Genomic DNA, 12,718 nt, shown 5'->3' with positions numbered 1-12,718 from the left:
TAAATCTAGGTTTAATTAGTTGTGTATGGTATTACTAATCTCAGTATTTGGTAATTCACTTTTCATTGATAAGCTTTCTAATAGCTTACTTTGTGCATTGATCTTTAAACTACTGGTTAGCAACAAGAGAATAATCATCATGTTTTCTATCATATTGAAAAGCGTTATAGTTTATTAAAGTTGTCTCAAACCTTCATAAATAACAATACTTACTGCATTAGCGAGATTTAAGCTTCTAATGTGTTCGCTGTATAACGGTATTTTATACAGATTGGCTTTGTAAATCTCGAGTATCGATTTAGGTAATCCAACCGATTCTTTTCCGAAGATAAGAAACATATCATCTTGAAATGGAATTTTCCAATGTGATTTATGACCATGACTAGAGAAAAAAGCAAAATCTTTATCCGTGTTTATTTGGAAAAAGTCTTCAATAGAGTCATAAATAACAACATCCAAATGTTTCCAATAATCTAATCCTGCACGTTTTAACCGACTATCATTTAATTCAAAACCAAACGGTTTTACTAAATGTAGTTTGGAGCCAGAGGCGAGAGCTAATCTACCTATATTTCCAGTGTTATTAGGGATTTCAGGTTCAAATAGTACAATATTAAGTGGCATTTTTTAGAATAGTTTTTACAATGATTAAGCGAATTAAAAGTAGCCAAGGGAAACCGTGAAATAGTACATCAAACCAATCTCTTAATTGCATACCAATAGCGCCACCTGCTATCCATTTTAATTTTCCCCAAATATGTGGTTCAGGAAAGAAAGGAGCCAGACCTAAGGTTAGGCAAAGCAAAAGTATAATTCTATAATCGTTGAGTAGTTTCATAAAAAGCCTGTCTAAAAGTAATGATTAGGCATAAGATATAAATTTATAGTCTTTCAATATCATAAATCCAAATTGAATCATACTCTGATAAGGTTTATATCTTATTTCAGTTTTTAATATTGAGGATGAAATCTTCAATCGCATCTAAATTGTGTTTTGAAAGATATTTAATAAAAGCACTGCCAATAATTGCGCCTTTAGCGTATTGGGTGGCTTGTTTAAAAGTTTTGTGGTCAGATATACCAAAACCTACAATTTGTGGGTTTTTGAGTTTCATATTTGCTATACGCTTAAAGTATGAGGTCTGTTCATCTCCAAATCCGGAGCTACTTCCTGTTACACTGGCGCTACTAACCATATAGATAAACCCGTTGGATAGTGAATCAATAAATTGAATACGTTCTACAGAAGTTTGAGGCGTAATTAAAAATACATTGATTAAACCGTATTTGTCAAATATGGTTTTGTATTGTTCGTTGAATACATCTACTGGTAAGTCGGGAATAATCAACCCATCAATACCAATCTCTTGACATTGTTTGCAAAAATCCTCTACACCATATTGTAACATCGGATTGAAATATCCCATAATAATCAATGGAATTGATACACTGTTCCGGATATCTTTTAATTGGTCGAAAAGAATCTGTGTGGTCATTCCATTTTCAAGAGCTTGGGTTGAACTGGCTTGTATGGTTGGACCATCAGCCAGAGGATCGCTAAAGGGTAATCCAATTTCTATCATGTCAACGCCACTTTTTTCAAGATTTTGAATGATACTAACTGTATCATTCAGATTGGGATATCCAGCTGAAAAATATATGGAAAGAAGTTTTTTGTCTTCTTGTAATTTTGATTGTATTCTATTCATCTTTGAATTCTTCTTTTAACTTTATAAATACGGCTTTTTGCTCATCATTTAGATTGTCAGCAGTAAAAATTGAAAATCCTTTAGCACCTTTCTCTTTAACAAGTCTGATCGCTTTTTCTAAATCTTTTGGATCTGTAAGGGCAGGACTATATAATCCTGCGTGAATTGGGAACTCTACATCGTTAATACCTTGCTCAATTGCAAAACCAATCCAACTGACATTCTCTCTGTAAAAATTATTGTAGACCATCGGAAATGCAGCATCTAAATTCCAATCGTTCCAAGCTTGCCTTACCATTTGACGTGACATTTCAGGAAAAGGAAATACTGCAGCAGTCATATTTTGATCGCTGTTATGAGCTATGTCTACAAGCTCATTGACTAAACTTGTAATAGCATTTAATCGATATTGACGCCATTCTGTACTCAGCTCTGGATGTTCCATATCTAAGGGGTCTTTGCCAAATATATCCTTGAATCCTTGTCGAGCAATTGGATGATAGTCATAGTCGAATTCAGGCATTTCACGATCTTGAACTAGTCCATATTTGGGTTGTAAATCGGCTCCTAAAATAACATCAACATATCTTACGTAATCCAGATGGATTGAGGCAAGTCCTCTTACTTTGGCAAGTTCTCTAACATTATTCTTTATGTATTCTCTAGCTTCTGGATGAAACGGGCTCAACCATTGATAGTAATCAACATATGCCCTGTATTCCAATGAGTTTTTACCCATTCTATTTACAGCATACCATTCTGGATGTTTGTTTGCTATTGTGTCATTTGGTCTGTTTAAGGTCCACATCCAGGCATGAATTTTCATGTTCTTCTTTGTAGCAAGTGGAATTAGCTGTTGATAAAATTCAGCATTCCCTCCAACCAGAATTTCTGAAATGCCTAGTGAGTCATAAGAAGCTAGTTTAGCTTCCCATAGGTCTTCGTTAAATTCACCTCCTGGGCTTGTCCATGTTGCAAAGGTGAAACTCTCATTGATATTGTCAGTGGACTCTGTATTGCTTGGCTTGTTTTTACATGACACCAAAATCAGTACCACAAGCATAAGTGTTGTTTTTTTCATAGTGCCTTCAGTGTGCCTTCTTGATTAATAATATAAGTTCTATTAGAATTCGGACTTTCAATACGGAATTCAAAGCCAAAAAATGTTTTATAAAACGTAGCCTTCAGAGTTTTGTTTTTAGCATAGGTCACCACTATTGATTTTGAGCTGTTTTGTTCTTCATCCAATAGGTACTTGAGGTCATTATATCTGGTTTTTCTGAATAAAGCATATGCGGTTTGCTTAATATCTAAATCTACATCTTCAATAAAGGTAATATTTTCAGAACTCGTATCTTCTGTAAACTGTAAGAAGCCCCATTTTTCAGGTTCATGCATATTTATGACCTTCTGATTACTCCAAACCCAGTTGTATTCTTTTAAGTAGTTATCATTGACTTTTTTGCGATGGTATTTTCCAGCGATAATGTCGTGATCCCATTGAACTCTGGAAAAGTTAATTCGCCATTGTTCCCCTTCCTTTGGAATGGTTTTAGGTCTGTTTTTTAAGGCTATCAATGGCTTTAATGGAATTGCCATTTCAACAGTCCAAATAGAATCTTTATCAACAGGATTGTTTAATGTGCCATGAATATTGACAGCAGTTTTTAATTGATTAAGATTCCATTCAAAATTTGCTTTTCCACCAATTCTGTAAGGTTTATTTAAATATAGATCCCATACTGTATTTAAAGCGTTTATTTCAATTTCTCCATAACCAATACCTTGACCAGCTGGATCTAAAAAAACCTCAAAATCGTTATTGTAAAATATAACAGCATCTCTTTGTGTCAAGGTTCCCCATATATGAGGTTCATTTAATTCAGCATAGACATAGAGATTTGTATCATCCCAAAGCATTTTAACTTGTGTATCAAATTTGGGTGTTTTAATGCCTTCAATATCAATAAACTTATCGCTAAATTCAGCAAACTCCCAAGCTTTTTCGTTAGCGTTTCCATCTATGATTATTGCGTCTGTAGATTTAGATACGATGTAATGCTTTGGCTTTACAATAACATTACTTACAGAAACCTGTATAGGTTCCGACTCCTGTTTTGTATGGCACGATACAATACTCAAGCATAAAACTATGTAGACGAAGTATTTCATTTATAGCTTAAAATAGTCGATATAATTTTGTAAATCTTTATCACCTCGACCAGACAAATTAATCACTACAATATCGTTTTCTTTAAATTTTTTTTGATCGAAAATAGCTAGAGAATGTGAGGTTTCAATAGCTGGAATGATACCTTCTAGCTGACTTAGTTCTAATCCAGCAGTCATAGCTTCATCATCTGTGATAGAAATAAACTCTGCACGTCCAGATTTATACAAGTGCGCATGCATTGGTCCAACACCTGGGTAATCTAATCCAGCCGAAATAGAATAAGGCTCAGTTATTTGACCGTCATTAGTTTGCATCAACAGTGTTTTACTTCCGTGAATAATCCCTTCACGACCCAATACTGATGTTGCAGCACTCTCACCAGAATTCACACCTTTTCCAGCAGCTTCAACAGCAATAAGTTTTACGTTGGTGTCTTCTAGATAATGATAAAAGGCACCTGCAGCATTGCTTCCACCACCAACACAAGCTACTATATAATTAGGCTTGTCTGTACCTTCTTTTTCTTTTAATTGCCATTGAATTTCTTCGGAAACTACAGCCTGAAAGCGCGCTACCATATCTGGATAGGGATGTGGTCCAACCACACTGCCGATGATATAATGCGTATCAACAGGATTATTTATCCAATCGCGAATAGCTTCGTTTGTAGCATCTTTAAGTGTTCGGCTACCAGAGAGCGCAGGTCTTACTTCAGCACCTAACATTTTCATTCTGGCTACATTTGGTGCTTGACGTGCAATATCGATTTCACCCATATATACAATGCATTCCATACCCATGAGTGCACAAACTGTTGCAGTGGCCACACCATGTTGTCCTGCTCCAGTTTCGGCAATGATTCTGGTTTTTCCTAAACGCTGCGCCATTAAAATTTGTCCGATGGTGTTGTTAACTTTATGAGCTCCAGTGTGATTTAAATCTTCACGTTTCAGATAAATCTTAGTCTTGTATTTTTCGCTTAAGCGTTTTGCGAAATACAGTGGAGAAGGGCGTCCAACATAGTCTTTTAGTAATTGGTCAAATTCCTTTTTAAATGATGGCTCAGCCATTACTTTAAGATAATTCTGACGCAATTCTTCAACATTCGGGTAGAGCATCTCAGGGATATATGCACCTCCAAATTCACCGTAGTATCCTTTGTTATTAATGTTGTAGTTCATATTTAAATTTTTCTAATTCATTTGTGTTTTTTAAACCAGCTTCTATTTCAAACTTACTGTTCACATCAATCGCATGGCAGTATTTTGCAGCGTCTGTTCTTTTAAAGTGCTTTAATTTTTTTATTTCATTTGGTCCAATGCCGCCACCTAAAAAGTATGGTTTTGTAGATGGGTAACTGTTAAGGACATCCCAATTAAAGGTATATCCATTTCCTCCAGGTAATTTCCCTTTGGTGTCGAATAAGAAATAATCGCAAATATCTTCATAAGCTTTTAATACCGAAAAATCAAAATGGTCTTTCATACTAAATACTTTGACAATTTCTAAATTATTAATCTCAGAACCTAAAATCATTTGTTTGAGATTATTGATAAAATCTGGTGATTCTTGACCATGTAGTTGAATACCATGTAAATTATGAGTATTAATTGTTTTAACAATATATTCTAAACCTGCATTAACAAACACACCAACTTTTTTTATCTCTGAGGAGATTTCAGGAATTTCCGAATCAAAAAAGCGACTTGATTTTTCATAGAAAATAAAGCCTAGATAATCAGGTTGCAACTGAGCAACCGCATTGATATTATCTATATATTTCATTCCGCAGACTTTCAATTTCATAGTTGTAAGTCTTTTATAAATTGAGCTGCACTCTCACCTGCATTATCTGTTTTCATGAAATTCTCACCAATTAAAAATCCTTTGTAACCATAGAGTTGTAAAGCTTTGATTGCTTCAGTACTACTGATGCCGCTTTCAGAGACTTTAACGAAATCATCAGGAATTAATGTGCTTAGTTGTTTACTGGTATCTAAACTGACTTCAAATGTTTTAAGGTTTCTGTTATTGACACCCAACATATCTAGGCTCGGCATTATAGATTTGTGAAGTTCCTCTTCATTGTGAACTTCAAGTAATACATCTAAATGTAACTGCTTTGCTAATTCTGAAAATTGCTTAATTTCTGCTTTAGATAATACGGCTGCTATGAGTAATATCACATCAGCACCATAGGCTTTAGCTTCTAATATTTGATATTCATCAATGATAAACTCTTTACGAAGTAGTGGCAAATTACAGCTGGAACGAGCTGTTAGCAAATCGTCTAGACTACCACCAAAATATTTTCCATCGGTTAATACAGACATACCACAAACACCAGCTTCTTCATAGCCTTTCGCAACGTCAAACACGTTTAAATTATGATTGATTACTTGTTTAGAAGGTGAGCGTCGTTTATGTTCTGCAATAATTCCGGTAGAGCTGCTACTTAGTTTTTTTGCAAGTGAAATTGTATCACGTGAAAAGAGGACCGATGTTTCTAATTGGCGTATTGGAATAAGGTCTTTTCGAAATTTGACTTCGACACGTTTATCGTTAACTATTTTTTTGAGGATATCCATTAGTTACTTAATTCAATGAGTTGGTCTAAACTAGCCTTTGCTTTTCCGTTTTCTAAACTTTCTTGAGCTAAAGCAAAGCCTTCCTTGTGCGATATCTGATGCACTGTTGCTATCGCTAATCCTGCATTGGCACAAACCACGTTATTTTGTGCTTGTGTTCCTTTACCATTAATAATCCTCTTAAAAATCTTAGCAGCTTCTTTTACGGTAGCACCTCCAAATATTTCTGATTGTTCTATTTGGTTTAAGCCGAGATCTGACGGACTTAACATTGTTTCTGAATGATTAGAGATGATCTTTGTATTTCCTGTTAGTGAAATCTCATCATAGCCATCTAATGCGTGAATAATGCTGTAATTCTTATCGGTGTTTTGATATAAATAACCATAAATACGTTGAAGTTCTAAATTGAATACACCTACCATTTGATTTTTTGGAAATGCAGGATTTACCATAGGACCTAGCATATTAAAAAACGTTTTTACGCCTAATTCTCTTCTTATAGGTGCTACATTTTTCATTGCAGGATGAAATAGTGGTGCATGCATGACACAAATTCCAGCTTTATCTATGGATTGTTTTAGTTTATCAATATTATTAGTGAATTTTACACCTAAGGCTTCCATAACATTTGATGATCCTGATGCTGAAGACACACCGTAATTACCATGTTTAGCTACTTTTACACCTGCTCCCGCAGTTATAAAAGATGATAGAGTAGATATGTTAAACGTGTCTTTTCCGTCACCTCCAGTTCCACAGAGATCAATAGCATTAAAATCTGATAGATCAACAGGGATACATAGTTCCAGTAAAGCATCACGAAAACCTTGCAGCTCTTCTAAGGTGATGCTTCGCATCATGTAAATGGTTAGAAAAGAAGCAATCTGACTTTGGTTATAGTGTCCTTCGGAAATATTAACCAAGACATTCTTTGCTTCGTCGCTTGAGATGCTTTCGTGGTTGATTAATCTATTTAAAATCTGTTTCATATTAACTATTGATCCAATTTTCTAAAATTTGTTTTCCGTTAGGTGTTAATACACTTTCGGGATGGTATTGTACGCCTTTTACATCGTATACTTTGTGTCTTAAAGACATGATTTGTCCGTTGCTATCAAAAGATGTGGCTTCCAATTGCTCTGGCAGATCTGTATGGACTACCCAAGAGTGGTAACGACCAACTTCAATGGATTTGTCCATGTTTTTAAACAAAGCTTCATCATCGACAGAGATATCTACTTTGGTAGCTACACCATGATATACTTCGTCCAGATTAACAAGGGAGCCTCCAAAAACTTCACCTATAGCTTGTTGTCCGAGGCACACACCCAATATGCTTTTTGTAGGTGCATAGGTTTTAATGATCTCTTTTAATAAACCAGCTTCATCTGGAATTCCTGGTCCTGGCGAGAGTACAATTTTTTGAAATGCATCGACCTCTTCAAGCGTGAGTTTATCATTTCGTTTGACAATAACCTCACAATTTAAGTCTTCTAAATAGTGCACTAAGTTATAAGTAAAACTATCGTAATTGTCTATGACTAGTACTTTCATATCTGTTCTGCTAATTCTATCGCTTTTGTTAAAGCGCCTAATTTATTATATACTTCTTGTAATTCGTGTTCTGGATTAGATTTGGAAACTAATCCTGCTCCAGCTTGCCAATGGAGTTTATGATTTTTACTCATAAAGGTTCTAATCATGATAGCATGATTATAATTACCTTCAAAGTCCATAAAACCTATAGCTCCTCCATAAAATGCTCTACTGGTTTTTTCGTATTGCTCTATAAGTTGCATAGCTCTATGCTTTGGAGCTCCACTAAGAGTTCCTGCAGGAAATGTATCTGCTACAACTTGCATTGTTGCAGTGTTGTCGTGTATTTTGCCGGTAACTTTACTTACCAAATGAATTACATGTGAGAAAAACTGCGCCTCTCTGTAAGTGTCTACTGTGACTTGACTTCCGTGGCGACTAAGATCATTTCTCGCAAGATCCACTAGCATGACATGCTCGGCATTTTCTTTAGCGTCTTCAGCTAATTTTTTTGCTAGTTTTTGATCTTCTTCATCGTTTCCGGTTCTTCGGAACGTTCCTGCAATGGGATGAATTTCTGCCTGGCCTTTATTGACCACTAGTTGTGCTTCTGGAGAGCTGCCAAAAATTTTAAAGTTTCCGTAGTCAAAATAAAATAGATAAGGAGAAGGATTGATGCTTCTTAAAGCGCGATACACATTAAATTCGTCTCCTTTAAATTCTTGAGTGAATTTTTTTGAGAGTACCAATTGAAAGACATCACCACGAGCGCAATGCGTTTTTGCTAATTCTACATGGTCTTTATATTCATCATCAGTTAGATTTGATGAAATATCAGAATTGGTTTGAAAATTATATGAGGCAAAGTTTTTAGAGCGAATTAATTGTAATACTTCATCAATATTATTTTCAGCTTCAAAACAATGCGCAAAAATATAAGCTTCATTTTTAAAGTGGTTTATGGCTATAATATTTTGATATACCGCATAATAAATATCAGGAATATCCAGAGAATTTGGCTTTTTATTGATCTCTATGTCTTCAAAATACTTTACTGCATCATAAGCTGTATAACCAAAAATTCCATTATTGATAAATTTGAACTCCCCATCTGAGTTAACTTTAAACCGCTTAGTAAATCTATGGATCTCTTCAGTGACTGAAATGTTCTTGGCTTTATTAGCCTTAGAGCTACCATCTGGATAATGTTGTTCTATGATGTGATTTTTCACCTTTATAGAAGCTATTGGATTGAAACAGATATATGAAAAACTGTTATCATTAGCATGATAATCACTACTCTCTAATAGAATGCTATTTGGAAATTTATCTCTAATTTTCAAATAAATACTCACAGGTGTAATGGTGTCTGCTAGTATCTTTTTGTAATGGGTGTATAAGCTGAATGTTTTCATTTATTGTTATTAAAAAAGGCTTGTCGTGATTGACAAGCCTTTTAGATATTTTGTTTTTAAATATACAGATAGGATTAGCTCACGAAGTTTGAGTTTCGAGAATTCCACCACCATGTATGATTTAAATTTATTATCATTTTCGATTTAAAGTTCAAATATAGAAATCAAATTTCAGTTTTCAAATTTAATTCTTTAAAAATGAAGAAGATTCCCGAATAAATGGGAATCTTAATCATTATATAGGGCTATTAATCAATTAAGATTAAAACTTTAATGTGACATTTAAATCAAACTCATCATAGATGGCTTTGTCTTTTAGATTATCGAAAAAGCTAGCAGAACCATATTTAATGTCATATTTTGTTCTGTCTACTTTTAAAGTTGCAGTTGCCTGATCTTTAGTTACCATCATATCAAATGTTGTTGGATGTGTTTTACCTTTGATGGTTAAATCTCCTTTGACTTTAAATTTTCCGTTAGATCCACTAACGTTTGTGATATTAAAACTCGCTGTTTTATGGTTTTCTATTCCGAAGAAATCATCAGACTTTAAATGGCCTTCTAATTTTTCTTTTCCTTTGCCAGCTTCTAAATCGGTAACATTAATAGTTGTCATATCTATGGTGAAGTTACCACCAGTAAGATTGTTTCCATCAAAAATCAATGTACCATCACTCAAAGCAATTGTGCCTTCATGTGATCCTGTAACTTTATAGCCTTTCCAGGTAATGGTTGATTCTTTAACTTTTACTTCTTTGTTTAATAGGGTTGTAAACGATGCAAATGTTAAAGCAAATACTAAAAGAAATGCGGTTTTTAAAATGTTTGTTTTCATTGTTTTGTGTTTTTTAGATGTTGTTTATATAGATGTAAATAATTTGGTTTCTGATTTTCTAACTTTCTTATAATGTTGAGTTTCGTCTTTTTCAGAGCGATAACCTAAGGTTACGACTACTGACGCATTGAGATTTTTTGAGTTGAGGTCTAAAATAGTATTGTAGTCTTTATCACTAAAACCTTCCATAGGGCAAGCATCAATTTTCAATTCTGCTGCAGCTGACAATAAATTACCAACCACAATGTAGGCTTGTTTTGCGGTCCAGTTTGCTTTTTGTTCCTGACTTAAAGCGCTTAATGTTGATTTCATCATATTGGCGTAATCTTGTAAGTCTTCTTTGTCAACACCTCTAGTTTTAGCCACATTATCAATGTAGTTATCCACCAATTCATCACCAAAATCAGTCATATTAGCAATAACGACCATGTGTGAAGCATCTTCAATTTGAGATTGATTCCATGAGGCTGCTCTAAGTTTAGAGCGAATGTCTTTGTTTTCAACAATTAAGATTTGGTAGGGTTGAAGTCCATAAGATGATGCTGTTAATTGCATGGCTTGTTTTAGTGTTTCTAAATCTTTAGGACTTATTGTTTTAGAACTATCAAATGTTTTGGTGGCATATCGCCAGCTAAGATTCTCTATCAGGTTACTCATTTTATTTTTTTTATTTGTTACTACTATTATTGTATATACAATTGTTTGTTTAAAAAAATATTAATCTCTTAATTTTGTCAGTAGGTGATTTAAGGTTTCAAGTTCTGAACTATCTAAATTTTTGGTAAGTTCATGTTCTTTGTTGTCAATTATTGGATCTAGACGGTTAAGTAGTTCTAAACCTTCATCTGTTATGAAGATATCTACTTTTCTTCTATTGTCTTTACAAACAAATCGTTTAACATAGCCTTTCAATATGAGCTTATCAACTAAACGTGTTGTATTGCTCATTTTACTAATCATTCGATCTTGAATATCTTGTAAATTAGTGGCATTACCATGTTTACCTCTTAAGATTCTTAAGACATTAAACTGTTCAATTGAAATATCAAAAGGTTTTAAAACCATCAAAATTCCATCTTTAAAACAAATGCTAGAATAGGCAATGTTTAACACTGTCTTCTTTTGGAGAGACAAATCTGATTTTGTTTTAAGTATGTTGGTTATATCTTTCATATACAACAATTGTATATACAAATGTAATATTAATTTTGAATATGTAATTTAATATTTTGTTAAATTTAATCTTGTATGTTTTTTGATTCATAAATTTATGATATGAAATATGTAGTACTCATTGTAACTATTGTCTTGTTTTCCTTTGGAAACGAGACTCATCGAGTTTCTCTTTCCGAAGAAAACACTCTTGAACTTACAGGTGATAGCTTAAAGATATTTGATTTTAATCAACTTCAAAACTACCTTAGTTCTAAGGATGTAAATAAAACGTATGTCGTGAATTTTTGGGCCACATGGTGTGCGCCATGTGTCAAAGAGTTGCCTTATTTTGAGCAATTGAATGCTAATTATTTAAATAAAGATGTTGAAGTGATTTTGGTGAGTTTAGATTTTCCGAAACAAATTGACAAGAAATTAAAACCGTTTCTTCAAAAGAATAAATTAAAAAGTGAAGTCATAGTTCTTAATGATGTAGACTCTAATACCTGGATTCCGAAAGTGAATGAAAATTGGTCAGGTGCTATTCCTGCAACAATTATATATAACAAGAGTAAGAAGAAATTCTATGAACGCTCATTTAATTACAACGAATTAGAAACTGAATTGAAACAATTTATTAAATAGAAACATTATGAAACACACACTTAAAATAGTATTAGCATTAGCTGTTGTATTTGCTACTTCAGCTTTTACTTCAGTAGGAACAGGTTATGATATTGGAGATATTGCAACCGATTTTGAATTAGAAAACATTGATGGCAAGATGGTCTCAATGAAAGACTTCAAGGACGCCAAAGGGTTCATTGTTGTTTTTACTTGTAATACTTGTCCGTATGCAGTTGCTTATGAGGATCGTGTAGAAGCATTGAATAAAAAATATGCAGATAAGGGGTATCCTGTAATAGCAATTATGCCAAATAACACCGATGTTAAACCAGGTGATAGCATGGAAAATATGAAAGCCAGAGCAAAAGCAAAAGGATTTACTTTTCCGTATTTAATGGATAAAGGTCAGAAGATCTATCCGCAATATGGAGCAACTAAAACACCACATGTTTACGTATTGGAGAAAACAAAAAAGGGACCTCAGGTAAAATACATTGGAGCTATAGATGATAACTATCAGGATGCAAGTGCAGTAACAAAAACCTATGTTGAAGACGCTGTAGATGCTTTATTAGAAGGTAAAGAAGTTCCTGAGCAAAAAACAAGAGCAATAGGCTGTTCAATCAAAGTATAATTGTAATTATTTTGAAATTTTAAGAATCCGAAGTGTAACACTT

At 33.8% G+C, this 12,718-nt stretch carries 17 protein-coding genes; 2 read left to right on the top strand and 15 right to left on the bottom strand.

Annotation, left to right across the window (positions count from 1 at the left end; genetic code table 11):
• Nucleotides 1-15 precede the first annotated feature (15 nt).
• From Q0951_RS11765 to Q0951_RS11695, 15 genes are all read right to left on the bottom strand, one after another.
• Entirely contained in the window at nt 16-141 is a 126-nt protein-coding gene (locus Q0951_RS11765) for a hypothetical protein (RefSeq protein WP_299337097.1), read from the bottom strand.
• Between the two features lie 33 nt (nt 142-174).
• The gene (locus Q0951_RS11760) at nt 175-624 is read right to left on the bottom strand and encodes a tRNA (cytidine(34)-2'-O)-methyltransferase (RefSeq protein WP_299337095.1); all 450 of its coding nucleotides are present in this window, start codon (nt 622-624) and stop codon (nt 175-177) included.
• Nucleotides 614-838 carry a hypothetical protein gene (locus tag Q0951_RS11755; RefSeq protein WP_299337094.1) on the bottom strand — a complete coding sequence of 75 codons (225 nt, stop codon included), beginning with the start codon at nt 836-838 and terminating at the stop codon, nt 614-616. The genes Q0951_RS11760 and Q0951_RS11755 overlap by 11 nt, the downstream gene beginning before the upstream one ends.
• A gap of 106 nt (nt 839-944) precedes the next feature.
• Entirely contained in the window at nt 945-1,709 is a 765-nt protein-coding gene (gene trpA / locus Q0951_RS11750; protein WP_299337092.1) for a tryptophan synthase subunit alpha, read from the bottom strand.
• On the bottom strand, nt 1,702-2,790 hold the full coding sequence (locus Q0951_RS11745) for a family 10 glycosylhydrolase (RefSeq protein WP_299337090.1): 1,089 nt from the start codon (nt 2,788-2,790) through the stop codon (nt 1,702-1,704). Before Q0951_RS11745 ends, trpA begins: the two co-directional genes overlap by 8 nt.
• On the bottom strand, nt 2,787-3,851 hold the full coding sequence (locus Q0951_RS11740) for a carbohydrate-binding family 9-like protein (RefSeq protein WP_299337088.1): 1,065 nt from the start codon (nt 3,849-3,851) through the stop codon (nt 2,787-2,789). Before Q0951_RS11740 ends, Q0951_RS11745 begins: the two co-directional genes overlap by 4 nt.
• Before the next feature lie 30 nt (nt 3,852-3,881).
• On the bottom strand, nt 3,882-5,063 hold the full coding sequence (gene trpB / locus Q0951_RS11735; RefSeq protein WP_299337087.1) for a tryptophan synthase subunit beta: 1,182 nt from the start codon (nt 5,061-5,063) through the stop codon (nt 3,882-3,884).
• The gene (locus Q0951_RS11730; protein ID WP_299337085.1) at nt 5,047-5,688 is read right to left on the bottom strand and encodes a phosphoribosylanthranilate isomerase; all 642 of its coding nucleotides are present in this window, start codon (nt 5,686-5,688) and stop codon (nt 5,047-5,049) included. The genes trpB and Q0951_RS11730 overlap by 17 nt, the downstream gene beginning before the upstream one ends.
• A complete protein-coding gene (gene trpC / locus Q0951_RS11725; protein WP_299337083.1) occupies nt 5,685-6,470 on the bottom strand; it encodes an indole-3-glycerol phosphate synthase TrpC in 786 nt (261 codons plus the stop codon). The genes Q0951_RS11730 and trpC overlap by 4 nt, the downstream gene beginning before the upstream one ends.
• A complete protein-coding gene (gene trpD / locus Q0951_RS11720; RefSeq protein WP_299337081.1) occupies nt 6,470-7,462 on the bottom strand; it encodes an anthranilate phosphoribosyltransferase in 993 nt (330 codons plus the stop codon). Before trpD ends, trpC begins: the two co-directional genes overlap by 1 nt.
• Before the next feature lies 1 nt (nt 7,463).
• The gene (locus Q0951_RS11715) at nt 7,464-8,027 is read right to left on the bottom strand and encodes an aminodeoxychorismate/anthranilate synthase component II (RefSeq protein ID WP_299337079.1); all 564 of its coding nucleotides are present in this window, start codon (nt 8,025-8,027) and stop codon (nt 7,464-7,466) included.
• Nucleotides 8,024-9,424: an anthranilate synthase component I family protein gene (locus Q0951_RS11710; RefSeq protein WP_299337078.1), complete on the bottom strand. Its 1,401-nt coding sequence runs from the start codon at nt 9,422-9,424 to the stop codon at nt 8,024-8,026. The genes Q0951_RS11715 and Q0951_RS11710 overlap by 4 nt, the downstream gene beginning before the upstream one ends.
• Before the next feature lie 262 nt (nt 9,425-9,686).
• Complete coding sequence (locus Q0951_RS11705) at nt 9,687-10,259, bottom strand: YceI family protein (RefSeq protein WP_299337076.1); 573 nt, start codon at nt 10,257-10,259, stop codon at nt 9,687-9,689.
• Nucleotides 10,260-10,283: 24 nt separating this feature from the next.
• Complete coding sequence (locus Q0951_RS11700) at nt 10,284-10,916, bottom strand: NAD(P)H-dependent oxidoreductase (RefSeq protein WP_299337075.1); 633 nt, start codon at nt 10,914-10,916, stop codon at nt 10,284-10,286.
• 60 nt (nt 10,917-10,976) lie between these two features.
• The gene (locus tag Q0951_RS11695) at nt 10,977-11,432 is read right to left on the bottom strand and encodes a MarR family winged helix-turn-helix transcriptional regulator (protein ID WP_299337073.1); all 456 of its coding nucleotides are present in this window, start codon (nt 11,430-11,432) and stop codon (nt 10,977-10,979) included.
• Between the two features lie 102 nt (nt 11,433-11,534).
• On the opposite strand from Q0951_RS11695, the gene Q0951_RS11690 reads away from it, so the two are divergent.
• Complete coding sequence (locus tag Q0951_RS11690) at nt 11,535-12,059, top strand: TlpA disulfide reductase family protein (RefSeq protein WP_299337071.1); 525 nt, start codon at nt 11,535-11,537, stop codon at nt 12,057-12,059.
• A gap of 7 nt (nt 12,060-12,066) precedes the next feature.
• On the top strand, nt 12,067-12,675 hold the full coding sequence (locus Q0951_RS11685) for a thioredoxin family protein (RefSeq protein ID WP_299337069.1): 609 nt from the start codon (nt 12,067-12,069) through the stop codon (nt 12,673-12,675).
• Nucleotides 12,676-12,718 lie beyond the last annotated feature (43 nt).

It is taken from the genome of uncultured Psychroserpens sp. (genome assembly GCF_947501425.1).
GTDB lineage: Bacteria > Bacteroidota > Bacteroidia > Flavobacteriales > Flavobacteriaceae > Psychroserpens.
Note: the sequence above shows the minus strand (reverse complement) of the source record. Positions and strands in the feature narration are given on the sequence as shown.